The sequence below is a fragment of the Hypericibacter terrae genome, from assembly GCF_008728855.1.
In the GTDB taxonomy this organism is placed as follows: domain Bacteria; phylum Pseudomonadota; class Alphaproteobacteria; order Dongiales; family Dongiaceae; genus Hypericibacter; species Hypericibacter terrae.
In genome coordinates, this window is the sequence record NZ_CP042906.1 from 479,363 (window position 1) to 504,312 (window position 24,950).

At 65.8% G+C, this 24,950-nt stretch carries 25 protein-coding genes and 1 other RNA gene; 17 read left to right on the top strand and 9 right to left on the bottom strand.

Annotated elements, in window-relative coordinates; genetic code table 11:
* Positions 1-250 precede the first annotated feature (250 nt).
* A complete protein-coding gene (locus FRZ44_RS02220; RefSeq protein WP_151175639.1) occupies positions 251-1,537 on the top strand; it encodes an MFS transporter in 1,287 nt (428 codons plus the stop codon).
* Between the two features lie 54 nt (positions 1,538-1,591).
* Positions 1,592-2,464: a type 1 glutamine amidotransferase gene (locus FRZ44_RS02225; RefSeq protein WP_151175640.1), complete on the top strand. Its 873-nt coding sequence runs from the start codon at positions 1,592-1,594 to the stop codon at positions 2,462-2,464.
* A gap of 171 nt (positions 2,465-2,635) precedes the next feature.
* Here the strand turns inward: FRZ44_RS02225 and FRZ44_RS02230 are convergent, their stop codons facing one another.
* The 5 genes from FRZ44_RS02230 to FRZ44_RS02250 all read right to left on the bottom strand — a co-directional run bounded on the left by FRZ44_RS02230 (position 2,636) and on the right by FRZ44_RS02250 (position 7,554).
* Positions 2,636-3,973 (bottom strand): IS4 family transposase, encoded by a 1,338-nt coding sequence (locus tag FRZ44_RS02230; RefSeq protein ID WP_151175641.1) that lies wholly within the window; start codon positions 3,971-3,973, stop codon positions 2,636-2,638.
* 520 nt (positions 3,974-4,493) lie between these two features.
* A complete protein-coding gene (locus tag FRZ44_RS02235) occupies positions 4,494-4,781 on the bottom strand; it encodes a GIY-YIG nuclease family protein (RefSeq protein ID WP_151175642.1) in 288 nt (95 codons plus the stop codon).
* A 79-nt stretch (positions 4,782-4,860) separates the two neighbouring features.
* Complete coding sequence (locus FRZ44_RS02240; protein ID WP_151175643.1) at positions 4,861-5,526, bottom strand: glutathione S-transferase family protein; 666 nt, start codon at positions 5,524-5,526, stop codon at positions 4,861-4,863.
* A gap of 119 nt (positions 5,527-5,645) precedes the next feature.
* A complete protein-coding gene (gene hisN / locus FRZ44_RS02245; RefSeq protein ID WP_151175644.1) occupies positions 5,646-6,425 on the bottom strand; it encodes a histidinol-phosphatase in 780 nt (259 codons plus the stop codon).
* Positions 6,426-6,525: 100 nt separating this feature from the next.
* Positions 6,526-7,554, bottom strand: a complete 1,029-nt coding sequence (locus tag FRZ44_RS02250) for a c-type cytochrome (protein WP_151175645.1) — start codon at positions 7,552-7,554, stop codon at positions 6,526-6,528.
* Positions 7,555-7,879: 325 nt separating this feature from the next.
* Here FRZ44_RS02250 and FRZ44_RS02255 point away from each other — a divergent pair, with 325 nt between their 5' ends.
* Positions 7,880-8,671: a 3-deoxy-manno-octulosonate cytidylyltransferase gene (locus FRZ44_RS02255; RefSeq protein WP_151175646.1), complete on the top strand. Its 792-nt coding sequence runs from the start codon at positions 7,880-7,882 to the stop codon at positions 8,669-8,671.
* The gene (locus tag FRZ44_RS02260) at positions 8,668-9,549 is read left to right on the top strand and encodes a prephenate dehydratase (protein WP_151175647.1); all 882 of its coding nucleotides are present in this window, start codon (positions 8,668-8,670) and stop codon (positions 9,547-9,549) included. Before FRZ44_RS02255 ends, FRZ44_RS02260 begins: the two co-directional genes overlap by 4 nt.
* Positions 9,550-9,718: 169 nt before the next feature.
* Here FRZ44_RS02260 and nudC read toward each other — a convergent pair whose 3' ends face one another.
* Positions 9,719-10,663 carry an NAD(+) diphosphatase gene (gene nudC / locus FRZ44_RS02265; protein WP_151175648.1) on the bottom strand — a complete coding sequence of 315 codons (945 nt, stop codon included), beginning with the start codon at positions 10,661-10,663 and terminating at the stop codon, positions 9,719-9,721.
* A gap of 19 nt (positions 10,664-10,682) precedes the next feature.
* Positions 10,683-11,447: a TerC family protein gene (locus tag FRZ44_RS02270; protein ID WP_225308512.1), complete on the bottom strand. Its 765-nt coding sequence runs from the start codon at positions 11,445-11,447 to the stop codon at positions 10,683-10,685.
* A 179-nt stretch (positions 11,448-11,626) separates the two neighbouring features.
* On the opposite strand from FRZ44_RS02270, the gene FRZ44_RS02275 reads away from it, so the two are divergent.
* From FRZ44_RS02275 to FRZ44_RS02320, 10 genes are all read left to right on the top strand, one after another.
* A complete protein-coding gene (locus tag FRZ44_RS02275; RefSeq protein ID WP_151175649.1) occupies positions 11,627-12,331 on the top strand; it encodes a DUF6134 family protein in 705 nt (234 codons plus the stop codon).
* Between the two features lie 198 nt (positions 12,332-12,529).
* On the top strand, positions 12,530-13,231 hold the full coding sequence (locus tag FRZ44_RS02280) for a DUF6134 family protein (RefSeq protein ID WP_151175650.1): 702 nt from the start codon (positions 12,530-12,532) through the stop codon (positions 13,229-13,231).
* Positions 13,232-13,420: 189 nt separating this feature from the next.
* Entirely contained in the window at positions 13,421-14,113 is a 693-nt protein-coding gene (locus FRZ44_RS02285; protein ID WP_151175651.1) for a DUF6134 family protein, read from the top strand.
* 178 nt (positions 14,114-14,291) lie between these two features.
* On the top strand, positions 14,292-14,954 hold the full coding sequence (locus tag FRZ44_RS02290; protein ID WP_151175652.1) for a DUF6134 family protein: 663 nt from the start codon (positions 14,292-14,294) through the stop codon (positions 14,952-14,954).
* A gap of 159 nt (positions 14,955-15,113) precedes the next feature.
* An RNA gene (gene ffs / locus FRZ44_RS02295) (signal recognition particle sRNA small type) lies at positions 15,114-15,207 on the top strand.
* Positions 15,208-15,255: 48 nt separating this feature from the next.
* A complete protein-coding gene (locus tag FRZ44_RS02300) occupies positions 15,256-17,115 on the top strand; it encodes a DNA polymerase III subunit gamma/tau (RefSeq protein WP_151175653.1) in 1,860 nt (619 codons plus the stop codon).
* Positions 17,116-17,142: 27 nt separating this feature from the next.
* On the top strand, positions 17,143-17,466 hold the full coding sequence (locus tag FRZ44_RS02305) for a YbaB/EbfC family nucleoid-associated protein (RefSeq protein WP_151175654.1): 324 nt from the start codon (positions 17,143-17,145) through the stop codon (positions 17,464-17,466).
* A 300-nt stretch (positions 17,467-17,766) separates the two neighbouring features.
* Entirely contained in the window at positions 17,767-18,360 is a 594-nt protein-coding gene (recR, locus tag FRZ44_RS02310; RefSeq protein ID WP_151175655.1) for a recombination mediator RecR, read from the top strand.
* A gap of 70 nt (positions 18,361-18,430) precedes the next feature.
* Positions 18,431-19,147 carry a phytochelatin synthase family protein gene (locus FRZ44_RS02315; RefSeq protein WP_151175656.1) on the top strand — a complete coding sequence of 239 codons (717 nt, stop codon included), beginning with the start codon at positions 18,431-18,433 and terminating at the stop codon, positions 19,145-19,147.
* A 529-nt stretch (positions 19,148-19,676) separates the two neighbouring features.
* Positions 19,677-20,348, top strand: a complete 672-nt coding sequence (locus tag FRZ44_RS02320) for a dihydrofolate reductase family protein (RefSeq protein WP_191908374.1) — start codon at positions 19,677-19,679, stop codon at positions 20,346-20,348.
* Positions 20,349-20,363: 15 nt separating this feature from the next.
* Here FRZ44_RS02320 and FRZ44_RS02325 read toward each other — a convergent pair whose 3' ends face one another.
* Positions 20,364-20,756, bottom strand: a complete 393-nt coding sequence (locus FRZ44_RS02325) for a hypothetical protein (RefSeq protein ID WP_151175658.1) — start codon at positions 20,754-20,756, stop codon at positions 20,364-20,366.
* A gap of 238 nt (positions 20,757-20,994) precedes the next feature.
* On the opposite strand from FRZ44_RS02325, the gene FRZ44_RS02330 reads away from it, so the two are divergent.
* Together FRZ44_RS02330 and FRZ44_RS02335 are read left to right on the top strand one after the other, a co-directional pair.
* The gene (locus FRZ44_RS02330) at positions 20,995-21,696 is read left to right on the top strand and encodes an aspartate/glutamate racemase family protein (RefSeq protein ID WP_151175659.1); all 702 of its coding nucleotides are present in this window, start codon (positions 20,995-20,997) and stop codon (positions 21,694-21,696) included.
* A 38-nt stretch (positions 21,697-21,734) separates the two neighbouring features.
* Entirely contained in the window at positions 21,735-22,457 is a 723-nt protein-coding gene (locus tag FRZ44_RS02335; RefSeq protein WP_151175660.1) for a hypothetical protein, read from the top strand.
* 235 nt (positions 22,458-22,692) lie between these two features.
* On the opposite strand, the gene FRZ44_RS02340 is transcribed toward FRZ44_RS02335, so the two are convergent.
* Complete coding sequence (locus FRZ44_RS02340; protein WP_225308513.1) at positions 22,693-23,244, bottom strand: GNAT family N-acetyltransferase; 552 nt, start codon at positions 23,242-23,244, stop codon at positions 22,693-22,695.
* Positions 23,245-23,440: 196 nt separating this feature from the next.
* Here FRZ44_RS02340 and FRZ44_RS02345 point away from each other — a divergent pair, with 196 nt between their 5' ends.
* Positions 23,441-24,847, top strand: coding sequence for a DUF1254 domain-containing protein (locus FRZ44_RS02345; protein ID WP_225308514.1), 1,407 nt, complete (start codon positions 23,441-23,443; stop codon positions 24,845-24,847).
* Positions 24,848-24,950: the final 103 nt, after the last annotated feature.

The window sequence follows — 24,950 nt, forward strand, 5'->3', positions numbered from 1 at the left end:
TTCCTCTCCACCCGCATCGCAGAGAAGAGAGTAGGAAACAGAGCTTTAATCGTCATGCCGGCGAAGGCCGGCATCCTGAACACAGACCGCGCCCAATCTTGCTCGATGGGTGTTCATGGACCCCGGCCTTCGCCGGGGTGACAAATGGGGCGGCTGGTCGACCCAAGTCCTATGTCCCCGTCCAAAAGTGGGGAGAACGTATCCGGAGAGTCCCGCCTCCTCACCGCCCGATCCGGATCATCATCCCCTCATGACCCTTCCCCTCCCCGGCCTCGGCGCGTTTCGCCATCGCAATTTCGCGCTCTTCGGCGCCGCCAATTTCCTCGCCACCATCGCCATGCAGATGCAGGCGGTGGCGATCGGCTGGCAGGTCTATGACCTGACGGGGAGTCCGTTCCGGCTGGGCATGATCGGCCTGGCCGAATTCACGCCGGCGATCGGCCTGGCGCTGCTGGTGGGGCCGGTGGCCGATCGCTTCGACCGAAGGCGCATCATGCTGCTGGCGCTGGGCGGCGAGGCGATCTGCGCGCTGGGGCTGCTGTTCCTGGCGGTCAGCGGCCATGCCGCCTTCTGGCCGATCCTGAGCATCGCCTTCTGCTTCGGCGTGGCGCGCGCCTTCGTGGCCCCGGCCTCGCGCTCGATGATGCCGAGCCTGGTGCCGCCCGAGCTGCTCAACAATGCGGTCGCCTGGTCCTCGGTCTCCTGGCAGGTTGCCACCATCGGCGGTCCGGCGCTCGGCGGCTTCATCTATCTCGCGGGTCCCGATGCGGCCTATGGGACGGCGGCCCTGGCGATTGTCGCCGCCATCGGCATGATCGCGCTCGTGCGTTATCGGCGCGCGGCGGACAGCATCCGGCGGGTGGCCATCAAAGCGAAAGACGTGCTGGGCGGGCTGCATCTGATCTTCAATCACCAGGTCCTGCTGGGCGCCATCTCGCTCGATCTCTTCGCGGTGCTGTTCTCGAGCGCCATTCCGCTGCTGCCGGTCTTCGCCAAGGATGTGCTCCATACCGGCCCGGAAGGGCTCGGGCTGCTGCGGGCCGCGGCGGGCGTCGGTGCCGTCACCACCGCGCTCTATTTGACCCAGCGCCCGATCCGGCATCATGCCGGCCGCATCCTCTTCACCTGCGTCGGGCTGTTCGGGCTCTGCGTCATCACCTTCGGCCTGTCGCAGAGTTTCTGGTTGTCGCTGGGCGCGCTCTTCTGCGGCGGTGCCTGCGACATGGTCAGCGTCTATATCCGCGGCACGGTGGTGCCGCTGGCGACGCCCGATCATCTGCGCGGCCGGGTCATGGCGGTCGAAGCCGTCTTCGTCGGCGCCTCCAACGAACTGGGCGCCTTCTGGGCCGGCAGCATGGCCTCGTTGATCGGTGCGGTGCCGGCGGTGGTGCTGGGCGGCAGCGCCACCATCCTGGTGGTGCTGAGCTTCACCCGGCTGTTCCGGAAGCTGGCCAAGGTGGACAAGCTCGACACCGAGACCCTGGGCTTTTCCGAGGTCGCGCTCGGCGATAAAGTGACGCCCGCCGGCGTGGCATAGGATTCATCGATTTCAGCGCGAGCGGGCGAGGGCCCCTTCCAAGGAGAGAACGGCATGGCACGGGCGGGCGTGAAACCGGCGGTGAAGTTCCTGGTGATCGACGGCTACAACAAGTCGGCGCGCGACGAGCTGCAGGCGGGCGGCGCCTCGGCCGCGGGCGATCTCTATGTCGCGATGCTGAAGAAATGCCTGCCCGAGGCGCAATGCGACGTGGTGCATCCGGCCGATCCCGGCTCGAGCCTGCCGAAGGGCGCGGCGCTCGCGCAATATGACGGCATCGCCTGGACCGGCTGCAGCCTCACCATCTATGACGGCGATCCGCGCGTGACGCCGCAGATCGAGCTCGCCAAGGAGGCCTTCGCCTCGAAGGTGCCGAGCTTCGGCTCCTGCTGGGCGGCGCAGATCGCGGTGACGGCGGCGGGCGGCATCGTGCGCGCCAACCCGCGCGGCCGCGAGATGGGCATCGCGCGCAAGATCGCGCTGACGCCCGAGGGCCGCGGCCATCCGCTCTATTTCGGCAAGAGCAACGTGTTCGACGCCTTCATCAGCCATGTCGACGAGATCACGCATCTCCCCGCCGGCGCCGTGCTGCTCGCCTCCAACGCCTTCACCCATATCCAGGCCGTCGCGGTGACGCACAAGGGCGGCACCTTCTGGGGCCTGCAATATCATCCCGAATACGATCTCCACGAGCTGGCGCGCCTCACCTGGTGCCGGCTCGAGAAGCTGCAGAAGCTGGGCTTCTTCAAGGACCGCGAGGCCGGCGAGACCTATGTCAATCTGCTCGAGACCCTGCATCAGGACCCCTCGCGCAAGGACGTCGCCTGGCTGCTCGGCATCGACGAGGACGTGACCAACGAGGACATCCGCCTCGCCGAGGTCCGCAACTGGATCGACCGCCTCGTGCTACCGATGATGCGGCAGTAAGCGCTTGCCTGTCATCGCCGGGCTTGACCCGGTGATCCAGGGCAAGAGTTGTCACGACGTCGGCGAGGGCTGGATGCCCGGATCAAGTCCACGGCTGTCCGGTTGGCGCCATCGAAGGAGAATCTCGTTGCTCTGCTTTCTTCCCCTCCCCCCCCTTGAGGGCTACGGGATTCACGGATTTTTGCCTTCGGTAGCGAGGGCGTAACCCTCGAGACGCGCGGCGAGTTGGTTCCAGCCATAGCGCATGGTCTTTGGTCCCGGGGGCTTGTAGTAGCAATTCCAACCGCCGAGACGAGCGGCGATCCAGGCGACGAAGGCGAGAGATCCGGGTGGGTGTGGGTTTTTCTGCCTCTGGGTCTTGCCCTCCAATTTTTTGGAGAGGCGCTCGAGCGGGATGGCGAAGGCCTCGTCGATCACATCGGTGGCGGGGCGCGGACCGCCATCGCGGGCATCGACCAGCTGGATGGTGCGCACCGCACCCGCCAATCCGATGGCGGCCAGATTGAACAGGCGCTCGGCGTCGACCAGTTGACTGTCTTCGAGGGCGAGGCCGTCGCTCTTCAAGGCGCGGAAGGTCTGCTCAATGCGCCAGCGCAACCGATAGAGCTGGACGACATCCTCGGCTTGCGCGCCATCGGCGACGGCATGGGTGGTGAGCAGGCGCCACAGCAGCGGGGTCTTACCGGCCGGCGCCTCGACCTCGCGGGCCTCGACCAGGTTGAGCTCGATCTCCCGAGGCAGCTTCTCCACCAGGCCGTTGACCGGCCGGGCGATCCGCACCTTCCCGGCACGCAGCTCCACGGTGGCGATGCGGCCCTTGTCGCCCGGCCCGCGCGGCGCCACCCGGACCTTGCAAACCCGGAGGCACGCTGCATCCCCGAGCGCCTCGAACAGAGGACTGCCCTCGGCCAAGTTGCGGTTCTGGGCCGCCCGCACGATCAAATCGAGACCCTCGGGCTTGCTGGCAAAGAGCGGGTAAAGATCGCTTTCCCGGTCGGCCACCATGGTCACGCGCGCCGCCCCGCTCAAGCTCGCGACCGCGCTCGCGCAGCCCGCCAGCCAGCGCGCCGATTCCTTGTCCCCCGAGGCCCGGCTGCGCCGGCGCGCCGCCGCCTCGTCAGCCCGCGTCCAGATCGCCGCATCGACCAGCCCGACCACTGCCTCGCTCTCCACATCCACCGCAATCACCGGATGGATGAAAAAGCCCGGCGTCGTTCCATTCCCCGCCGGCCCGAACCCACGGCGCTTCTTATCCCGGCCGGCGAAGTTGATCTCGGTCGTGTCCTGGACCGCCAGCACATGACGCCCCACGCATCGTTCCCCCGTTCGGCCCGCCAGCGTCTCGACAATCCGCTCCACCGAAACATAGGGCGAGGACAGAAACCGATGCACCGCCATCTCGCCCGCCCGGTTCTCTCCCAGCTGGCGCAGCACCAGCGACCCCGTCGCCGCAACCCGCTCGATCAGCCAATCCCCTCGCTTCTCAACACGAATATCGCCAAACGACATCGCCAGATCCTCGCAAAATCACCCCGAAGATCTTGAATCATATTTACTTCCAACACGGAATCACTTCCGTGAATGCCGTAGCCTTGAGGGGGAGGCTGGGGTGGGGGGTGGCCACAAACTCGATGTTCGCCAAGCTCGTGTGGCTCAAGGCTCCGTCATCATCGCGTTCTTCGATCACCCCCCACCCTAACCTCCCCCTCAAGGGGGAGGGGACAAGATGACGTGGTGAAAGGCAGAGACGTTGAAGGGGTGGACTCAGTTTCGGAGTCTCGTGTCCCGAACGAGGCCAGATGCGCATTCTGCGTTCCAAGTCCGCGCTCCAAACAATCTCGGAGAAACCTCAACCGGACAGCCGTGGGCTTGACCCGGCGATCCAGAGCAGGAGTTCTCGCGATCCCGACGAAGGCTGGATGCCCGGATCAAGTCCGGGCATGACAAGGGGGAGGGAACGGCGCCCTCTCGCTCCCTTGTATGTCATCGCCGGACTTGATCCGGCGATCCAGGGCAACAGACGCCGTTGCTAGACGATCTCTTCGTAGAGATCGCGCCATTGCGGATTCGATTTCTCGATCAGGTCGAGTTTCCAGCCTCTGGGCCATTTCTTGAGGGTCTTCTCGCGCTGGATCGCCAGGTAGACGTCGGCGAACTCCTCGAAATGCACGAGATGCTTCACGCCGTAGCGCTTGGTGAATCCCTCGGCGACGCCGTCGCGATGCTCATTGATGCGCCGCACCAGGTTGCTCGTCACGCCGATGTAGAGCGTGCCGTTGCGTTGGCTGGCGAGGAGGCAGACGTAGTAGACCTTCATGGAACGGCGTGCGTGATCCCTGGATTGCCGGGTCAAGCCCGGCAATGACAGGAAGGGGAAGTGGCTCGGTGGGCGAGGCTCACAGCGGCGGCGACAATTCCCGATCGGCCACCGCGATCTCCTCGGCGGCCTGGCCCGCCGACGGCCGCGACTTCACGCGTTCGTACCAGGCGGCGAGCTTGGGTTGCGCGTCGAGGCGCGGGCCCTTCAGGCGCTGGACCCAGAGGATCGTCATGAAGAGCGCGATGTCGGCGACCGAGAAGGCGCCGCAGAAGAATTCCTGGCTGCCGAGGCGGCGCGACAGCGTCTCATAATGGTCGCGCAGCGCGATCTCGGCGCGGTCGGCGTCGGCGACGCGCTGGCGCTGGCGTTCGGGGTCGGGATCGGGCGGCGAGGTGCGGGTCATGAGCTGGCGCAAGGGCGGCAGCAGGATCTCGTCGGCGGTGAGCTCGAGCAGCCGGCAGCGCGCGCGGTCCTTGGCGCTCGCCGGATAGAGCGCCGGCCGCGGGTAGGCGTCTTCCAGATATTCGAAGATCACCGTCGAATCGAACAGCGTCAGCCCGCCATCGATCAGCACCGGGACCTGGCCCTTGGGATTGGCCGCGAGCACCGCCGGGTGCTTGGGCGTGTAGCCCTTCTCCTGCGTGAACGGGACCATCTCGCGGTCGAAGGGCAGGGATTTTTCCCGCAGCGCGATCTCGACCTTGCGGGAAAACAGGCTGAGCGGCCCGGAATAGAGCTTCATGTCACGGCCTCGGATAAAACGACGGTGATCGACGAGAACAATACAAGAACATCGGAGGCACAACAAGACAGGCGCCGGCCGGCGCCCGCCCCATTCTGTGGATGAAAGGAAGCCCGCCCTCAGGCGATGAGCTTCAAGACTTTCTCATGCGCCCGACGGTCGCCGCAGGCGAGCACCTTGTCGTCCGAGGCCATGGTGAGGGCGTTGCCCTGCCAGTCGGTCACGATGCCGCCGGCCCCTTCGACCACGGGGACGGTCGAGAGATAGTCGTAGATCCCCATATTGGCTTCGATCGCCACATCGCCGAAGCCGCTGGCGACGATGCCGTAGTGATAGCAGTCGGAGCCATAGACCGACATCTTGCAGGCGTGGCGCAGCCGCTGGTAGCGCGGCTGATCCTCGGGATCGAACATTTCGGGCGAGCTGGCGAAGAGCGAGGCCTTCGCCAGGTCCGGGCAGGCGCGCACCTTGACCGGCTTGCCCTGGAACAGGGTCGGATGGCCATGCGCGCCGATCCAGCGCTCGCCGATGGCCGGATGATCGATCACGCCGAGCACCGGGCGTCCCCGCTGGCAGAGCGCGATCAGGGTGCCGAAGAGGGGACGGCCCGAGATGAAGGATTTGGTGCCGTCGATCGGATCGAGCACCCAGACGAACTCGGCGTCGCGTTTCTCGCTGCCATGCTCCTCGCCGACGATGCCGTGGCCGGGAAAGCGCGCCTCGATGAGGGCGCGCATCGCGCTCTCCGTCTCGCGATCGGCGATGGTGACCGGGCTCAGATCTTCCTTGGTGATGATATCGATCGGCTGGCGGAAATAGCGCGCGATCACCTTGCCGCTGGCCTCGGCCAATTCATGGGCGAAGCTCACGAACTCGGGCGGCACCTTGGCGGATGTCATGACGGTCTCCTCGACAGATCGGAGGCGTTCGTGAAAACGGCCGCCCTGGAAATTGCCGGGGCGGCCGCTTCGATCGAAGGTCTTGGGCGCGAACCGTGGCCTATGGCAGCGGCACCGGATTGTCCGACAGCGTGCGCAGATAGGCGATCACGGCGGCCCGATCCTCGGGCTTCTTCAGGCCGGCGAAGGCCATCTTCGTGCCCGGCACGGCGTCCTTCGGATTGAGCAGGAAGTGCGCGAGATGGGCGTAGTCCCAGGTGCCCGGCGTGTTCTTCATCGCCTCGGAATAGGAGAAGCCTTCCATATGGGCATGCTTGTTGCCGACGATGCCGTAGAGATTGGGACCGACCTTGGCCGGCTCGCCCTGGCCGAAGCTGTGGCAGACGGCGCATTTCTTCGCGATCTCCTGGCCCTTGGCCGGATCGGCGCTGGCGATCAGGGCCACCACCGCGGCGCTGTCGTCGGCCGGGGCCGCGGCTTCCTGCGTGGTCGAGGCGGCGGGCGCGGCCGAGCTGCTGCTTGGCGGCGGCGCGGCGGCCGCGGCCTTCGCATCCTCATAGGCCTTGTTGGCGGCGTCGATCTCTTCCTGCGTCGGCAGCGCCACCGGCGCGTCGGCCAGCGTGCGCAGATAGGCGATCACGTCGGCGCGCTCATCCGTCTTGGGCAGGCCGGCGAAACCCATCTTGGTGCCCGGCGCATAGGCCTTCGGGTTGAAGAGGAAGTGGTTGAGCTCCTCATAGCCCCAGGGCTTGTTGATCGAGCTGATGGCCGTCGAGTAGGAGAAGCCTTCCATATGGCCATGCTTGTTGCCGACGATGCCGTAGAGATTGGGACCGACCTTGGCCGGCTCGCCCTTTCCGAAGCTGTGGCAGGTCAGGCACTTCTTCGCGATGTCCTGGCCCTTGGCCACGTCGGCGTTCGCGAGCAGGCCGCTGATCGGCTCGATCGGCGCCGGACCCGCGGGCTTCGCCGCACCGCCGCCGCCTTCGCCGGCCGACACGGCCTCATGCTCGGCATGGTGCGGCTTCACCAGCATGCCGGCCAGCGTGCCGGTCACCATGGCGACGATGCCCGCGACCAGAATCGCGCCAACGATCTTGTTGAGCTCGAGCGACGACGAAGACGACATCGGCAATGACCCTTGAATTTAGACTTCCGGCCCTGGAATCCCCTGACCGTCGGACCCGGCCGAATCGGCCTGAACCCAGAACGGCGCCGACGCGGTCTTCTCCCACCGGTGGCGGCGCGCACTCTACCCCCGTCCGCCGCCATAGCGCAATTGCGGGTTCCTGCGGCAAAAGCCGCAAGACACTGGGCTTTCCGGCCGTTATGGTGCGCGCGGCTTCGCTGCCGGAAGGGCCCGGGCCCAGGCTCGATGCGCGACGAATTTTTCGCGTCATTATGCCGCAGCGGGAGCCCCGCCCCGCTTTCGAACCCAACGCCTCGGATCCCGCATGACCCGCAGCAACCCCATCATCATGATCCCCGCCCGCATGGCATCGACGCGCCTGCCGGGCAAGCCGCTCGCCGACATCCATGGAGCGCCGATGATCGTCCATGTCTGGCGCCGGGCGCGGGAGGCCGGTCTGGGTCCGGTGGTGGTGGCGGCGGCCGAGCCCGAGATCGTCGCCGCGGTCGAGGCCGCCGGCGGCCGCGCGGTGCTGACCCGGCCCGATCATCCCTCGGGCTCCGATCGCATCCATGAGGCGCTGGGTCTGGCTGATCCGGATCGGCGCCACGACGTCGTCGTCAACATGCAGGGCGACCTGCCGACCTTCGATCCGGCGCTGCTCGCGGCCGTGCTGGCGCCGCTCGAGGATCCTGCGGTGGATATCGGCACGCTGGCGACCGAGATCACCGAGCCCTCCGAGCGCACCAATCCCAATGTGACAAAGGCGGTCGCGGCGTTTCCGGAACGGGGCCAGAGCGGCAAGCCGCCGATCGCGCGCGCGCTCTATTTCAGCCGCGCCACGGTGCCGAGTGGCGACGGCCCGCTCTATCACCATATCGGGATCTACGCCTATCGCCGCGCCGCGCTCGAGCGTTTCGTAGCGCTGCCGCCGGGCCGTCTCGAGCAGCGCGAGAAGCTCGAGCAGCTGCGGGCCCTCGAGGCCGGCATGCGCATCGACCTGGCGCTCGTTGACACCCTTCCGCTCGGTGTCGATACTCCGGCCGACCTCGAAAAGGCCCGTGCGCTGCTGGCCCCTCGCGCCGCCAGGCCCCGGCCCTCCGGAACCCGCTCATGACCAAAACGGCCAAGCCAGGCGTCCCCGGCGCCGACGATCTGATCGCCTTCCAGGGGCTGCCGGGCGCCTATTCCGATCTCTCCTGCCGCGCCGCCTATCCGAAGATGCGCACGCTGCCTTGCGCGTCCTTCGAGGACGTGTTCGCCGCGGTGCGCGAGGGCAAGGCGCATCTCGCCATGATCCCGATCGAGAACTCGGTCGCGGGCCGCGTCGCCGACATCCATCACCTGCTGCCGGATTCAGGGCTTCATATCGTCGCCGAGCATTTCCAGCGCGTGAACCATCACCTGCTGGCGCCCAAGGGCGCGACGCTCGGGAGCCTCAAGACCGTGCACAGCCATGTGCAGGCACTCTCGCAATGCCGCAAGCTCATCCGCGAGCTGGGGCTGAAGGCGATCGTCCATGCCGACACGGCCGGCGCCGCGGCCGACATCGCGGCGAAGGGCGATCCGACCGAGGCCGCGATCGCGTCCTCGCTCGCGGGCGAGATCTACGGCCTGGTCAGCCTCAAGGAAGGCATCGAGGACGCCCAGCACAACACCACGCGCTTCATCATCATGGGGCGCGAGCCGGTCGATCCCGATCCCAAGGTTCCGGTCGTCACCAGCTTCGTGTTCCGCGTGCGCAGCGTGCCGGCCGCGCTCTACAAGGCGCTCGGCGGCTTCGCCACCAACGGCGTCAACATCACCAAGCTCGAAAGCTACATGATCGACGGCCACTTCACCGTCGCGCAGTTCTATGCCGACATCGACGGCCATCCGGATTCGCGCATGGTACGGCTTGCGTTGGAGGAGCTCAGCTTCTTCTCGCGCGAGGTGAAGATCCTCGGTGTCTACGCGGCCTCACCCTTCCGCCAGCAGCAGAACGGCGCGCAGTAGGAACGGACGCGCGCTGACGAGCGCGAATTTTTCTCCAGGCCCTTCCCCCTACCCCCTCCCGCTCGCCGGCTTCGCCGTCGGAGGAGGGGGCGTGGTTTGTGCTTGTCACGCCCCCTCCCCTTGCGGGAGGGGGTAGGGGGAGGGGTCGCCAAAGAAGATTCGCGCAGCGTCAATTCTTCTGCGCGATCCAATCCTCCACTAGCCGTCGCGCGATCGAATCGCGGCGCGGCAGGCGGAAGGTCTCGTTCTCGGGGCTCGCGCGCAGTTGCTCCCGCGTGTACCAGGCGGCTTCGGCGATCTCCTCGGGTGAGAGACGGATCTCCGTCGACAGCGCGTGCGCATTGAAGCCCAGCATGATCGATCCCGGGAAGGGCCAGGGCTGCGAGGAGTGGTAGCGCACATCCTCGACCTCGATGCCGACCTCTTCCTTGACCTCGCGCGCCACCGCTTCCTCGAGGCTCTCGCCGGGCTCGACGAAACCCGCCAGCACGGAATGCATGCCGGGAGGCCAGCTGGCCTGGCGGCCGAGCAGCAACCGCTCGCCATCGGTCACGGCCATGATCACGGCCGGATCGGTGCGCGGAAAATGCACCGTGTTGCAGGCGCTGTTGGTGCAGCGACGCTGATGGCCGGCATCCTCGCTCGCGGTGGGGGAGCCGCAGACGCCGCAGAAGCGATGCCGGTTGTGCCAATGCATGAGCCCGCGGGCATAGGCAAGGAGCTGGCCTTCCTCCTGGCCCAGCAGCGGACCCACGCTGCGGATATCGGCGAAGCGACCCGCCGCCTTCAGCAGGGGATGCGTCTCCGGCGTCTCGATGCTCGAGATCTCGAGCGCGAAATAGGCGATGCCCGATTCCGGATCGCCCTCGAGTCCCAGGAGCGCCACCTCCTGCGCGCTGCCGATCAGCTCGCTCGCCGCCTCGCGCAGCAGTGTGGCGATATGCGGCATCTCCGTCGGCAGCACGAAGCTCTGCTGCCGCCAGACCGGCACGAGCCGGGTCTGCGGGTTCGCCAGCAGCCGCTGGATCCAGTCATGATCGCGCCGCCGCAGGCCGGCCCGGTCGAGCCGGCCCCCGGCATAGAAGTTCATCCGCGATCGATCGAATTGATTCATCGACTCCAATGATCTTTCGTCAGGGCGCCGGACCCGCCGGCGGCTCGTTGCTGTAGGGCTGGCGCAACTCCACCGGCCTGTGCTTGCGCCGGGCCAGCAGATTGAGCCCCTCGACCATGACCGAGAAGCCCATCGCCGCGTAGATATAGCCCTTCGGAATATGGAAGCCCATGCCGTCGGCGACCAGCGCCGTGCCGATCAGGAGCAGGAAGCTCAAGGCCAGCATCTTCACCGTCGGATGGCGCTCGACGAAACCCGACACCGGGCCCGCCGCTGCCAGCATCACCATCATCGCGATGACGACCGCCGCGACCATGATCTCGAAATGCTCGGCCATGCCGACCGCGGTGATCACGGAATCGAGCGAGAAGACGATGTCGAGTATGCCGATCTGGATCACCACCGCCATGAAGGCGGCCGGGACCCTGGCCGAGGTCTCGCCTTCCTCGCCCTCGAGGCTGCCATGGATCTCATGGGTGGCTTTGTAGATCAGGAACAGGCCGCCCAGGAGCAACACCAGATCGCGCCAGGAAAGCGCGTGATCGAACAGCGTGAAGGCCGGATGGGTCAGCCCCGCGATCCAGACGATGCTGGCCAGGAGCAGAAGCCGAGTGCCGAGCGCCACGCCAATGCCGAGCCGGCGGGCGAGCGGCTGCTGTGCCGGGGGCAGCTTGCCGACCAGGACGGCGATGAAGACCAGATTGTCGATGCCGAGGACGATTTCGAGCACGGTCAGGGTGACCAGGCTCAGCCAAGCCTGCGGATCGGCAAGGAGTTCCATCATGAGGTGGGGCTCCGGAATGAGGGGAAAAAAGGGGCGGGAGGGCGCGGCAGGTCAAAGAAACGCCCGGAAAATGCCTTTTTCCGGGCGCCCGACTTGAGAAAATTTGGCAGTGGCACCCTATTTGACAAGGGAGAAGGGATGACGAGATCGGGGATAACCCCCGAATCGGGAGGTCATGGATGCGTTTTTGGCCGCCTTGGCTCCTGATTTTCGGATTGCTGCTGCCGGCCTCCGCAGGCGCCGCCGTGCCGGTTCCGAAAGGGTTCCCGCCATCCGGCACCGTCGCCTATGACGTCTGGCGCGAGGGCGCGACGATCGGGACCCATGTCGTCGACTTCCGACGCGAAGGCGACAGGCTGATCGTCCACACCCGTATTCGCATCAAGGTGACGCTGCTGTTCCTGACCCTTTATCGCTTCGAGCATGACGCCGAGGAGGACTGGATCGATGGGAAGCTGGTTCGCTACGCTGCCAGAACGGACGACAACGGCACCCGTCGCATCGTGCTGCTGGTGCGGGTCGGCCAGCTGCTGCAGGGCAATTTAAATGGGGAGCTGTTGGAGCTGCCGGGCGACATGATCCCGGGCAGTCTCTGGAATCCGGCAACCATCGATCAGAAGCGGCTGATCGAGCCGACCATGGGCCAACCCAGGACCGTGACCATCGTCGATCGCGGCCCGGAGGCGGTGAAGTCCGGGACGCGGACGGTGCCGGCACACCATTACTCGATCCTCGGCCAACTGCTCCGCGAGGTCTGGTATGGCGCCGATGGCGGGGTGGTCCAGGCCATCTATCTGGCGAAGGACGGCAGTCCGCTCATCTTCAAGCTGAAGGGGACCTCCGGCACGCCATCCGGCGGGTCCGCCGGGGCGGCGAAGCCGTGAAGCCGGGGTGGCCCCAGGGTGCCGGAAAGGGGCCTCCGAGGTGGAGAGGAAGGGCAGCCGACAGCAAGATCGGCACAACGCCCGGAAAATACTACTTTCCATAACCGCCAAAGTCGGCGAAATATGGCAAAGGCGCCTTATTTACCAAGATCCTGCCGGGCGGGAATGTCGGGAAGACCGCCCAACGAGGGGACGTCAATGCGCTTTTGGGTGCTCTGTCTCCTGGGTTTCGGGTTGCTGCTGCCGCTGGGCGCCGGCGCGACGGTCCCTGTTCCGGATGGCTATCCGAAGACCAGCGCCGTCACCTACGACGTCTGGCGCGAGGGCTCCCGGATCGGGACCTACCAGGTCGATTTCCAGCGCGACGGCGACAGGCTCAGGGTCCATACCCGGATGAATGTCGAGGTGTCGTTGCTGTTCATCCCCTTCTATCACTTCGACCATGAAGCCGTGGAGGACTGGGTCGACGGCAAGCTGGTCCACTATGCTTCCAAGACCGACGACAACGGCACCGACCGGAACGTATTGCTCGCGCGGGACGGCAATACGTTGCGGGGCCAATACAATTCGCAACAGGTGACGCTGCCGGCAGACATCATCCCCTGCAGCCTCTGGAATCCGGCCACGGTCGATCAGAAGCAGTTGCTCGATCCGACCGCGGGCGAGGCCTTTGCCGTGACGGTCTTCGACCGCGGTCTGGAGCCGGTCAAGGAAGGGGCGCAGACCGTCGAGGCGCGTCACTACTCGATCACCGGCGAGATGAATCGCGAAGTCTGGTATGGCGCCGACGGCCTGGTGATTCAGGCGAGTTACAAGGCCGCGGACGAAAGCCTGCTGACCTTCAAGCTTCGCAGCGTCGACGCCGGGTCGCCGGCCGCTTCCCAGACGGCCTTGAAGTAAGGGCCCCCGGGGCGTCGAACGCCCGAATTTCAGGAATGACCGGAAGCGGATGGGTGAAACGCCCGGGAAATCCGTTTTTCGGCCGCTGGGAAGTTAGAAAATCCGGCGGCGGACCCCATTTGGTAACGAACGGGGCATGTCGAGCCCTCGAAAATCCACTGATTCTGCGAGTCTATGATGCGCCTTTGGATGCCTATTCTCTTGGTCTTCGGCTTGCTGCTGCCGGCGACGGCCGACGCCGCGGTGCCGGTTCCTGCCGGGTTTCCGGAGTCAGGCCTCACCAGCTATGACGTCTGGCGCGAGGGGTCGAAAGTGGGGACCTACAGCGTCGATTTCCGGCATGACGGCGACAAGGTCACGGTCCATACCCGGATCCGCATCGCCGTGTCGCTGCTGTTCGTCACTCTGTATCGCTTCGATCATGACGCGACCGAAGACTGGGCCGATGGCAAGCTGATGCGCTACGCTTCCACGACCGACGATAACGGCACCGATCGCGTGGTGCTGCTGGTGCGGGCCGGCGATGCGTTGCGCGGCACGTACAATGCGGAGCCGTTGCTCCTGCCGGGCGACATCATTCCAGGCACCATGTGGAATCCGGCGACGATCGATCAGAAGGCGTTGATCGAGCCGACCGTGGGCCAAACCCGGGCCGTGACCGTCTTGGACCGCGGAATGGAAGCGGTGAAGGTTGGAGCGAAGATGGTGCAGGCCCATCATTATTCCATCACCGGCGCCCTGCGCCGCGAAGTCTGGTATGGCGCCGATGGCGGCGTGGTCCAGGTGGTCTTCGTGGCCAAGGACGACAGCCTGCTGACCTTCACCCTGAGCAACCTCGCCCTCGCCGCGTCGGCACCCGCCCCCGCGGCGGCGAAGCCGTAAAGGCTGAGGTCTCCAGCCCTCCACATCCCCTGAATGGCCGCTCGCGGACGGGCATGAAATGCCCGGGAATTGCCGTTTTCCGGGCGCTAAGGATATGGAGAAATCAGCGCCGAGACCCCATGTGACGGGGCGACCGACGCCGGTGGCGCCGGAAAATGGCTGATTCTGGGGATTCTCGATGCGCATCCTGGCGTCCTCTGTCCTGGCTCTCATGCTGCTGCTGCCGGTGACGGGGAAAGCTGCCATCGCGGTGCCCGACGGCTTCCCGCCGGACGGGACCATCACCTATGACGTCTGGCGCGAGGGCTCGCAGATCGGGACCCATACCGTCGAATTCGCGCGCGACGGCGACAAGCTCACCGTCCACACCAGGATCCGCATCCAGGTGAAGCTGCTTTTCATCACGGTCTATCGCTTCGAGCATGACGCCGAGGAGGACTGGGTCGACGGCAAGCTGATGCGTTTCGCCGCCAAGACGAACGACAACGGCACCGACCGCGACGTGCTGCTGGAGCGCCAGGGCGACGAGCTGCGGGGCCACTACAACAGCGAGCAGGCGACGCTGCCGGGCGATCTCATCCCGGGCAGCCTGTGGAATCCGGCGACGATCGACCAGAAGCAGCTGATCGAGCCCACCAAGGGCCGCGCCAAGGACGTCACCATCGTCGATCATGGGATGGAGACGGTGACGCTCGGCAGCGGCGCGAAGGTACAGGGCCACCACTACTCGATCACCGGCGACCTCCGCCGCGAAGTCTGGTACGGCCCCGACGGCGAGGTGGTCCAGGCGGCCTACAACGCGAAGGACGGGAGCCTGCTGACCTTCAGGCTGGAGAAGTAGGAGGCACCCCTCCGCTTACCCCCTTCCGCAAGGGGAGGGGGCGTGACGTACTCGGATGGCCCCAAAAATCCCGCGTCATTCCAACCGCTTCGCCTGGGGATAAAACGCGTCATTCGGTCTTGTTTCTGGCGCTCCGCTGGCTGATATAGTGCCCTTGGGAGATCGGCGGCGGACGTGCGCCTCGCCAACCCGGTCAGGTCCGGAAGGAAGCAGCCGTAACGAGTTTCCGCACGGGTCGCCCTGCCGGTCTCCCACCTCACCGCATGACATGTGCCGTCAGGAAGGGACGCTTCGCGACCGCATGACCGAAGAGCGCGACAGCCCCTCGACCGACACGACCCCCTACCGGGTCCTGGCCCGCAAATACCGACCGCGCAATTTCGCCGAGATGATCGGCCAGGACGCGATGGTGCGCACGCTCTCCAACGCGATCGCGCAAGGCCGCCTGGCACATGCCTTCATCCTCACTGGCGTGCGCGGCGTGGGCAAGACCACGACCGCCCGTATTCTCGCCCGCGTCTTCAACTGCATCGGCCCCGACGGCAAGGGCGGCCCCACGGTCGAGCCCTGTGGCCAATGCGAGCCCTGCCGCGCCATCGCCGAGGACCGCTTCGTCGACGTGATGGAGATGGACGCCGCCAGCCGCACCGGCGTCGGCGACATCCGCGAGCTGATCGACGGCGTGCGCTACGCGCCGGTCCAGGCGCGCTACAAGGTCTACATTATCGACGAGGTGCATATGCTCTCGACGGCGGCCTTCAACGCGTTGTTGAAGACGCTGGAAGAGCCGCCGCCCCATGTGAAGTTCATCTTCGCCACCACTGAGATCCGCAAGGTTCCGGTGACGGTGCTCTCGCGCTGCCAGCGCTTCGACCTGCGGCGCGTCGAGGCCGAGATCCTGGCGGCGCATTTCGCGCGCATCGCGCAGGCCGAGGGCGCGAAGCTCTCGGAAGCCGCTCTGGCCCTGATCGCGCGCGCGGCGGACGGCTCGGTGCGCGATGGGCTCTCGCTGCTGGACCAGGCGATCGCGCGCGGCGAGGACAAGAAGCAGATCGACGAGGCCACGGTGCGTGACATGCTGGGTCTCGCCGATCGCAGCCAGCTCTTCGATCTCTTCGAGCGCGCCATGAAGGGCGACGCGCCGGGCACGCTCTCGCTCCTGGCCGAGCTCTACAAATCGGGCGCCGATCCGGTCGTGGTGCTGCAGGATCTGCTGGGCCTCACCCACTGGCTGACGCGCGTCAAGCTGGTGGCGGAGACGGTCAACGATCCGGCGCTGCCCGAGACCGAGCGCACGCGCGGCAAGGCGCTGGCCGACGCGCTCGCGATCCCGGTGCTCGCGCGCGCCTGGCAGATGCTGCTGAAGGGGTTGGGCGAAACCCAGACCGCACCCTCGCCGCTGCAGGCGGCCGAGATGGCGCTGATCCGCCTGATCCATGCTTCGACCCTGCCCACGCCGGGCGATCTGGTGAAGCGGATCGAGGAGCAGGGCGGTGTCGCCGCGATTCCGGCGGCACCGCGCGGCGGCGGCAGTTCGGCCGGCGCCAATGGGGCGCGCGGCAACGGGTCGACCGCGGCGGTAGCTTCGGGCTCGGCAATGGGCGGGCAGGGGGGTGCCTCGTCGGGCATGCCCACCCATGCGCTCGCGGTCAGCGCCGAGGCGCAACCGGCGTCCAATCCCCTCGCCATCCCCGACCCGCAGAGCTTCGAGGCGCTGGTGACGGCGGTCGCGAAGATGCGCGAGGGCATGCTGCATGGCCATCTTCTGAACGACGTGCATCTGGTGCATTTCGAGCCGGGCCGCATCGAGATCCGCCCCGGCCCCGGTGCCCCCTCCAATCTCGCCAACAGGCTGGGCACGCTGCTCACCGAGCGGACCGGCCGACGCTGGGTGATCGCGATCTCGAGCGAGGCCGGCCAGCCCACCTTGCATGACCAGGCGAAGGCCGAGGATCAGCGCCAGCGCCGCGAGGCCTCGGCTCATCCGCTGGTGCAGGCGGTGATGAAGAATTTCCCCGGCGCCTCGATCGAGGCGGTGCGCCAGCTCAAGCCCGAGCCGGCGCCCGCACCCGCCGCGCCCGACGACATTGCGCCCGAAGACATGGCGGACGATATCGGCGAGGAGCTGACGATCGCCCCCGAAGAGCCGGTCGCGGATTGATGTGAGAGAGAAAGCAAGAGAAGCGGCATGAAGAATATCGGCCAGATGATGAAGCAGGCGCAGCAGATGCAGGCCAAGATGGCCGAGATGCAGGCGGCGCTCGAGACCCACGAAGTCTCCGGCCAGTCCGGCGGCGGCATGGTGCAGGTGACGCTCAACGGCAAGGGCGCGATGCGCCGCCTCAAGATCGATCCCAAGATCGTCGATCCGGCCGACGTCGGCATGCTCGAGGACCTCGTCACCGCCGCCTTCAACGACGCCAAGGCCAAGCTCGAGAGCTATCTCCAGGAGGAGATGGCGAAGGTGACGGGCGGGCTGCAGCTGCCGCCGGGGATGAAGCTGCCGTTTTGAGGACGGAGTTCGCGGCCACCCCTCCCCCTACCCCCTCCCGCAAGGGGAGGGGGCTCGGAAATTTTCTGTATGCGGTCTGTTCGAGCAGAAAAGCAGCGAAGGTGTCTCAATTATTCACGCCCCCTCCCGCAAGGGGAGGGGGCTCGGAAACTTTCTGTATCCGGTCTGTTCGAGCAGAAAAGCAGCGAAGGTGTCTCAACTATTCACGCCCCCTCCCCTTGCGGGAGGGGGTAGGGGGAGGGGTATGAAGAGTCAGCGCTTTGCGCTGCCGTCGTTCGGCTCAACTTCAGTGCCATTCCCATGACCCCCACCACCCTCGACACCCTCATCCAGCTGCTCTCGCGCCTGCCGGGCCTCGGGCCCCGCTCGGCGCGGCGCGCGGCGTTGCATCTGCTGAAGAAGCGCGAGGCGCTGATGCTGCCGCTGGCCGCCGCGATCGAGGAGGCGGCGCATGAGGTCAAGGCCTGCTCGGAATGCGGCAATCTCGACAGCGTCGATCCCTGCTCGATCTGCCGCGACGCGCGGCGCGACGCCTCGCAGCTCTGCGTGGTGGAGGAGGTGGGCGATCTCTGGGCGCTCGAGCGCGCCATGGCCTTCAAGGGCCGCTACCATGTGCTGGGCGGCAAGCTCTCGGCTCTCGACGGCGTCGGGCCGGAGCAGCTCAATCTGGCGGGCTTGCTGCGCCGCGCCGCCGATCCGGCGGTCAAGGAAGTGATCCTGGCGCTGGGCGCCACGGTCGAAGGCCAGACCACCGCGCATTATTTGACTGATCGTCTGTCCAATCTCCCGATCCAGGTCACGCGTCTCGCCCATGGCGTGCCGGTCGGCGGCGAGCTCGACTATCTCGACGACGGCACGCTGACCGCGGCTTTGAAGGCGCGACGTCCGCTCTAGCCATCGTTTGGCATCGACCACGGCGGGATACCGGCCTAGTTTCATCCGGGGTCAATGAGAGGACACCGGCATGCTGAAAAGATTGCTTGGAGCCGTCCTTCTTTCCTTGGTGCTGGCTTCGGCTTCGCACGCCGAGACCCTGCCGCTGCCGCCCAATCTGGTCGGCGCCGCCACCCCGGCGGGCGAGACCTATTTTCTGGAGGCCGAGGCGCGGGCGGCCTATTTCCCGCTGGCCGACAATTTCGTCACCCAGAAGAACCAGGCCTTCTGCGGCGTCGCCAGCAGCGTCATGGTGTTGAACGCCCTGCAACTGCCGGCCCCGGCCGTGCCCGAATACGATCCCTACACGACCTTCACCCAGGACAATGTGTTCTCCGCCGCGACCGAGGCGGTAATTCCGGCCGACACCATCCGCGAGATGGGCATGACGCTGGACCAGCTCGGCGCCTTCATCGCCACCCAGCCCGTCGCCGTCGAGGTCCATCACGCCGCGGATTCGAGCCTGGATGTCTTCCGCGCCGCCGCGCGCGACTATCTCTCCAAGCCCGGACATTTCGTCGTGGTGAACTATCTCCGCAAGGCCATCGGCCAGGAAAAGGGCGGCCACATCTCGCCGCTGGCCGCCTATGACGGAACGTCGGACCGGTTCCTCATCCTCGACGTGGCCCGCTACAAATATCCGCCCGTCTGGGTCACGGCGGCCGATCTCTTCGCCGCCATGAACACCATCGACAGCGACAACGAGAACCGCAGCCGAGGCTATGTGCTGATCGCCGCGAAACCCTAGCGGCACTGATCTCGGCGGGGTCGCGGCAGAGCATCGCGGGTATAGAGGCGTGCGCCGGCTGGACGTTGTCGCAATGGCTGAATGGCCGGCCAATCCTGCTGACGCATTTTCCTGCACCGTCAGCTTGCGCAGTCCGCTTCGATCGCCGCCTTGCCGACTAACAAATGTTGATTTCCAAACTATGCATCTGTGGAATTGCGACGAATTTGTCGCGACCGCAACGATCCCCGTTCCCTTCGTTTCTCCCGTCAATCGGTATGAAACTGTCGCAGGAACGCTGCTATAATCACGACCGTTCGCCGATGCGTTTGTGTGAATGCGCGGCGGACAGGACCCAAGCGAGACACGAGCCCAAGAAAGCGAGTCCAGAGGAAGTCGGCTTCCTGCCTTGCGGGCGATGAGCCCGCGCAGGGCGAGTTCGGGGAAAATTCTTTCGCGAGCCAGCGAGAGAACGTCGAGTCCGCGAGCGGAAAGGGGACCGCTCCGTTGTCGACAGCCGCACCGTCGCCCTCGAACGATCGGAGCGTGCATGGTCGAGATCGTCTATTACGTCGCCACGAGCCTCGATGGTTTCATCGCCACGCTGGATGGCGGAATCGACTGGTTGCCCCGTCTCGATCCCGAGGGCGAGGATTTCGGCTATCGCTCCTTCTACGAATCCGTCGACGGCCTGATCATGGGGCGCCTCACCTACGACAAGATCCGCCGCCATGCCGCCTGGCCCTATCCGAGAAAGCCCTGCTGGGTCTTCACCCATCGGCCGCTCGAGGCCGAGCCGCCCGAGGTGATCTCGACCTCGCTGCCCCTGATCAAGCTGCTGATGGAGATGGAGCGCTACAAGCTGAAGCGCATCTTCCTCGTGGGCGGCGGCAATCTGGCCTCGCAATTCCAACGCGAAGGGCTGATCGGCGAATACAACATCGCGCTCGTGCCTGTGCTGCTGGGGACGGGCATGCCGCTCTTCTCGGGGCCTGGCGAGTTCGAGCGGCTGAAGCTGCTCGACACCCGCAGCTTCGCCACCGGCGAGGTGCTGATGCGCTATCGCCGCAGTGCCCTCAGCCCGCCGCGCCTCAAGACGATCCCGCCCGCGATCACGCGCCATCTGCGCCAAGTCGCGGCCGACGATGTTCGAGAGCCGGAGGAGGTCGAGGCGCTGTCAGCGCCCAGCCTCGTCATCGACGAGCGCGATCGCAGCGGCTAGGCGGAGGAAATCGCGCTAGCGGGCGCCTGCGGGCAGGACCGACATCTCGATGCGATCCGCGCTGAAGCCGAGCTCGAGGCCGGAGGCGGAGGCGCTGGCGATGCAGGTGCCCGTGATCTTGCACTGGCCGATGGTCGCGAGCGCGGCGCTGTGCGGCAGCTGCGCCTGCGTGCCGGCGCAATCCATCGCCTCGCAGGCGACGGCATCGACGGGAATAACGGTGCCGACTTGACCGTAGGCCCGCTCGCCCAGCGAGGGCGGCGTCAGGCTCGCGGTCGACAGGATCTCCGGCAGCAGATAGCCGAACATCGCGCCCAGGAAAATGACAAGCGTCAGGCTCGCCCGCGACGACCATGGGTTGCGCCGCCGGAAGATACGCCGTCTCTCGAAAATGTAAGAGTCGCTCACTTTCATCTCCTCCTGCTTGGAGGTTTCCCGTGAGCCATACTCGCAACAGGAAGTTAGCGAATCGGTAACGCGGGCCTTTGATTTTTCGGAGGTTATATTTCAATGGGTTAGAAACCCCCTATCCCTTCCTCCCTTGTGGGGGAAGGCTAGGAAGGGGGCGGTTCGGCGCCCGGCGGCCCTCCTCCCTGACCCTCGCCCGCAAAGGGGGAAGGGATTGCAGCAACAACGGATTTTGCTCATGCCTCTTCATATCGGAATCGTCGCCTGCTCGGCCGAAGGTGCGGCCCTCTGCTACCGGACGATCTGCGCCGAAGGAGCCGCGTTGCTCGGGCCCCATGCGCATCCCGAGATCTCGATGCACACGCCCTCGCTCGCGAATTACGTCGCCTGCCTCGAGCGCGGCGACATGGCGGGCGTCGGCGAGCTCATGCTGGCCTCCGCCGAGAAGCTCGCCCGCAGCGGCGCCGATTTCCTGATCTGTCCCGACAACACCATCCATCAGGCGATGACCTATGTCCTGGCGCGCTCGCCTTTGCCCTGGCTTCATATCGCCGAGGTCGTGGCGGACGAAGCGGTCGCGCGACGCTATCGCTGTCTTGCCGTCACCGGCACGCGCTGGCTCGTCGACAGCGTGGTCTATCCGGAGAAGCTCGTCGCCCGCGGCCTCGACTACCGCCGTCCCGATACGCCCGAGCGCGAGGAGACCGACCGCATCATCATGAAGGAGCTGGTCTATGGCATCTTCAAGCGAGACAGCATCAAGGCGCTTCAGCGCGTGATCGAGCGGATGAAGGACAAGGGCTGCGACGCCGTCATCCTGGGCTGCACCGAGCTTCCGCTGGTCATCAATGACGGGAATTCGCCGCTGCCCACGCTGGATTCGACGCGCCTCCTGGCGCAGGCCGCGCTGCGGCGCGCGGTGGAGGAAAGGCGGAACTAGGAAGTGCCGTCGATGTTTCCGCCCAAAGGGGGAATCGCATGAACATCATCCATCCGGTCAAGGCCGGCAGGCTCGCGCCGGTGCGGATCGCCTGCATCAACAAGGCGACGATCGATCTCGGCGTCGATTTCGACAAGCTCATCGCCGCGCTGCAGAAATGCTACGACCGGCATTTCCTCCCGGTCTGGGGCTATCCGGTCGCGCTCTACAAGCCGAGGAAAGCCAAGCCCACGGACTGGCAGCTGATCTTTCTCGACGATGCCAGCGTCGCCGCCGCCTATGGCGACCATGCGCTGACCAAGCAGGGCCAGCCCTGCTCGAAGATCTTCGTCAAGACCACGCTGCGGGACAAGGAGCTGGTGAGCGTCACCGCCTCGCACGAGCTGTTCGAGATGGTGATCGACCCCATCGCCAATCTCTGGGCGCAGGCGAAGGGCGGCACGCAATATGCCTATGAGATGTGCGATCCGGTCGAGGAGGACACGTTCCTCGTCGACCGCATCCCCATGTCCAACTTCCTCTATCCGACCTGGTTCGAGCCCTTCAAGCATCCGCGCGGCACCAAGTTCGATCATCTGGGCCTGCTGAAGAAGCCCTTCTCGGTGCGCCCGGACGGCTATGTGACGATCAAGACGCGGGAGAAGGTGAAGGACAAGTTCGGCTCCCGCCGGAAGAGGCAGCGCTTCGAGGCGGAAGACCGCACCGGCCACCGCAGCGAGTACCGCAAGCCGCATGGAAAGCGGATCAGGAAGCGGATCTGATTCATTCCCCTCCCCCTTGAGGAGGAGGTCAGGGTGAGGGGTGATCGTGGAACGCGCTCGACCCTATACAGACTGCGATTCTAAGACCAAGAATCTGCGACGGCGATTGGCAGTTAGAAATTGCGCAGGGAGTTGCAGACCGAGTCCGGCATTCACCCCCCACCCCAGCCTCCCCCTCAAGGGGGGAGGTGACGAAAGCAAGAGCAGAGAGGGTGGTTTCATTTTAACGCACTCGTCACTTCCCCGCCTCTTTGCGGAAGATGATCGTCTCGCCGCCCTTGTAGGTCGTGCGCGTGAATTCGCGGAAGCCGCATTTGGTCGCGACCTTGATCGAGGCCTTGTTCTCGGCGGCGACAATGCAGGCGAGGGGCGTACTGCCGAATTCTTCCGCGCCCCAGTTCACGACCGCGCGCACCGCCTCGGTCGCATAGCCCTTGCCATGGGCCCAGGAGGCCAGCACCCAGCCGGCCTCGGGCGTGCCGTCGAGCGAGGGCGTCAGGTCGCGCTTGAAATCCGCGAGCCCGGCCTCGCCGACATAGCGTCCGCTCGCCTTCTCCTCGATCGCCCAGAAGCCGTAGCCCTGGAGCGCCCAATGGCCGACATAGCGCATCAGCCGCGCCCAGCATTCTTCGGGCGAGAAGGGCTTGCCGCTGATATGCCGCACGACAGCGATGTCGCCCCAGAGCGCGGCGAGGGCGGGGAAGTCGTCGACCCGGTTGCCACGCAGGATCAGACGCTCGGTTTCGAGGACGGGGATGGCGGTATTCGGCAGGGTTTCGGAGCGCAAGGGAGGGACTCTTCTGTGAAGGAGGAGCGGCACCGGGTCGAGGCCGGCGATGACGGCGTCGGGCCCCCCGCTTATTCATCGCCTGGCGCGAAATGACAAGCACTGTCATCCGGGTTTCATTCTTATGCTGCGGGCAATCAGCATAAGCTGGCTGCCTGTGCGGCCTCAGGGGCGCCATTCTTTCAGGGAAGACACGATGCTCATGCAAGAGACCATCCGCAAGTTCGCGTTCGCGGCGGGAATAGCTTTGGTGACGCCGGCCGTTCTGCACACCCCGGCATCGGCCGCCGACGTCACGCCGGCCGAGGCGCGCGCGATCGCGAAGGAGGCCTATATCTACGGCTTCCCGATGGTCGACAATTACCGCATCGCCTGGGCCTTTTTCGTCGACAAGGGCGGGCCCGCCTACAAGACGTCGATCAACCATCTCAAGAGCGATGCGAACGTCTTCACGCCCGCGGACAAAACGGTCCAGACGCCGAACTCCGACACGCCCTATTCCTTCACCTGGCTCGACCTGCGTGCTGAGCCCATGGTCATCACCCTGCCGCCGATCGAGGCGAGCCGCTATTACTCGGTCCAGCTCATCGATCTCTACACCTTCAACTTCGATTATCTCGGCACGCGCACGACCGGCAATGGCGGCGGCAATTTCCTGATCGCCGGTCCCAACTGGAAGGGCGCCACGCCACCCGGCATCGCCAAGGTGATCCGCGCCGAGACGCAGTTCGTGTTTCCGCTCTATCGCACGCAGCTCTTCGGGCCCTCCGACATCGGCAACGTCAAGAAGATCCAGGCCCAGTACAAGCTGCAGCCGCTCTCGACCTTCCTCGGCAAGCCCGCACCCCAGGCCGCGCCCAAGATCAAGTTCATTCCGCCGCTGCCGGTGGCGAAGGAGCGGACCTCGCTCCAGATGTTCAACATCCTGAGCTTCCTGCTGGCGCTCTGTCCGGCCGATCCCAGCGAGGTCGATCTGCGCGAGCGCTTCGCAAAGATCGGCATCGGCCCGGGCCAGACCATCAACTTCGCCAAGCTGTCGCCGGAAATGACGGCGGCGCTCAAGGCCGGCATGGCGGACGGCCAGCGCGAGATCGATGCGCGCAAGGCCGTCACCACCTCGTCGGTCGATCTCTTCGGCACCCGCGCCTTCATGAAGAACAACTATGTCAACCGCGCGCTCGGCGCCCAGACCGGCATCTATGGCAACTCGAAGGACGAGGCCTATTACGGCATCTATGACAAGCCGGTCGATGGCGTGGCGATGAGCGGTGCCCACGACTACACGATCCATTACGCAGCCGGCCAGTTTCCGCCGGCCAAGGCCTTCTGGTCGCTGACGATGTATGACTTGCCGCACCAGTTCCTGGTTGCCAATCCGATCAAACGCTATCTGATCAATTCGCCGATGCTGCCCCAGCTCAAGCTCGACGCCGATGGCGGGCTGACGCTTTACATCCAGCATGGCTCGCCCGGCCCCGATAAGGAGTCCAACTGGCTCCCGGCACCCCAGGGCCCCTTCATGATGATCCAGCGCCTCTACATCCCCGAGCCCGCCGTGCTCGACGGCAGCTGGACGGAGCCGCCGCTGGTGACGGTGAAGTAGCGCCGGCAGCAGCGAGCGAGAAAGGGGCGCGCCCGATAGAAACTCAGCCCCTTCCGCGCCGGCTTCGCCGGCAATCCAAAGGAGTCTGCGGGCGTAGCCCGCG

What these genes read in the sequence shown, in the direction of transcription:
- FRZ44_RS02220 (WP_151175639.1), top strand. Translation starts at nt 251, where the DNA reads ATGACCCTTCCCCTCCCCGGCCTCGGCGCGTTTCGCCATCGCAATTTC.
- FRZ44_RS02225 (WP_151175640.1), top strand. Translation starts at nt 1,592, where the DNA reads ATGGCACGGGCGGGCGTGAAACCGGCGGTGAAGTTCCTGGTGATCGAC.
- FRZ44_RS02230 (WP_151175641.1), bottom strand. Translation starts at nt 3,973, where the DNA reads ATGTCGTTTGGCGATATTCGTGTTGAGAAGCGAGGGGATTGGCTGATC.
- FRZ44_RS02235 (WP_151175642.1), bottom strand. Translation starts at nt 4,781, where the DNA reads ATGAAGGTCTACTACGTCTGCCTCCTCGCCAGCCAACGCAACGGCACG.
- FRZ44_RS02240 (WP_151175643.1), bottom strand. Translation starts at nt 5,526, where the DNA reads ATGAAGCTCTATTCCGGGCCGCTCAGCCTGTTTTCCCGCAAGGTCGAG.
- hisN (WP_151175644.1), bottom strand. Translation starts at nt 6,425, where the DNA reads ATGACATCCGCCAAGGTGCCGCCCGAGTTCGTGAGCTTCGCCCATGAA.
- FRZ44_RS02250 (WP_151175645.1), bottom strand. Translation starts at nt 7,554, where the DNA reads ATGTCGTCTTCGTCGTCGCTCGAGCTCAACAAGATCGTTGGCGCGATT.
- FRZ44_RS02255 (WP_151175646.1), top strand. Translation starts at nt 7,880, where the DNA reads ATGACCCGCAGCAACCCCATCATCATGATCCCCGCCCGCATGGCATCG.
- FRZ44_RS02260 (WP_151175647.1), top strand. Translation starts at nt 8,668, where the DNA reads ATGACCAAAACGGCCAAGCCAGGCGTCCCCGGCGCCGACGATCTGATC.
- nudC (WP_151175648.1), bottom strand. Translation starts at nt 10,663, where the DNA reads ATGAATCAATTCGATCGATCGCGGATGAACTTCTATGCCGGGGGCCGG.
- FRZ44_RS02270 (WP_225308512.1), bottom strand. Translation starts at nt 11,447, where the DNA reads ATGATGGAACTCCTTGCCGATCCGCAGGCTTGGCTGAGCCTGGTCACC.
- FRZ44_RS02275 (WP_151175649.1), top strand. Translation starts at nt 11,627, where the DNA reads ATGCGTTTTTGGCCGCCTTGGCTCCTGATTTTCGGATTGCTGCTGCCG.
- FRZ44_RS02280 (WP_151175650.1), top strand. Translation starts at nt 12,530, where the DNA reads ATGCGCTTTTGGGTGCTCTGTCTCCTGGGTTTCGGGTTGCTGCTGCCG.
- FRZ44_RS02285 (WP_151175651.1), top strand. Translation starts at nt 13,421, where the DNA reads ATGCCTATTCTCTTGGTCTTCGGCTTGCTGCTGCCGGCGACGGCCGAC.
- FRZ44_RS02290 (WP_151175652.1), top strand. Translation starts at nt 14,292, where the DNA reads ATGCGCATCCTGGCGTCCTCTGTCCTGGCTCTCATGCTGCTGCTGCCG.
- FRZ44_RS02300 (WP_151175653.1), top strand. Translation starts at nt 15,256, where the DNA reads ATGACCGAAGAGCGCGACAGCCCCTCGACCGACACGACCCCCTACCGG.
- FRZ44_RS02305 (WP_151175654.1), top strand. Translation starts at nt 17,143, where the DNA reads ATGAAGAATATCGGCCAGATGATGAAGCAGGCGCAGCAGATGCAGGCC.
- recR (WP_151175655.1), top strand. Translation starts at nt 17,767, where the DNA reads ATGACCCCCACCACCCTCGACACCCTCATCCAGCTGCTCTCGCGCCTG.
- FRZ44_RS02315 (WP_151175656.1), top strand. Translation starts at nt 18,431, where the DNA reads ATGCTGAAAAGATTGCTTGGAGCCGTCCTTCTTTCCTTGGTGCTGGCT.
- FRZ44_RS02320 (WP_191908374.1), top strand. Translation starts at nt 19,677, where the DNA reads ATGGTCGAGATCGTCTATTACGTCGCCACGAGCCTCGATGGTTTCATC.
- FRZ44_RS02330 (WP_151175659.1), top strand. Translation starts at nt 20,995, where the DNA reads ATGCCTCTTCATATCGGAATCGTCGCCTGCTCGGCCGAAGGTGCGGCC.
- FRZ44_RS02335 (WP_151175660.1), top strand. Translation starts at nt 21,735, where the DNA reads ATGAACATCATCCATCCGGTCAAGGCCGGCAGGCTCGCGCCGGTGCGG.
- FRZ44_RS02345 (WP_225308514.1), top strand. Translation starts at nt 23,441, where the DNA reads ATGCTCATGCAAGAGACCATCCGCAAGTTCGCGTTCGCGGCGGGAATA.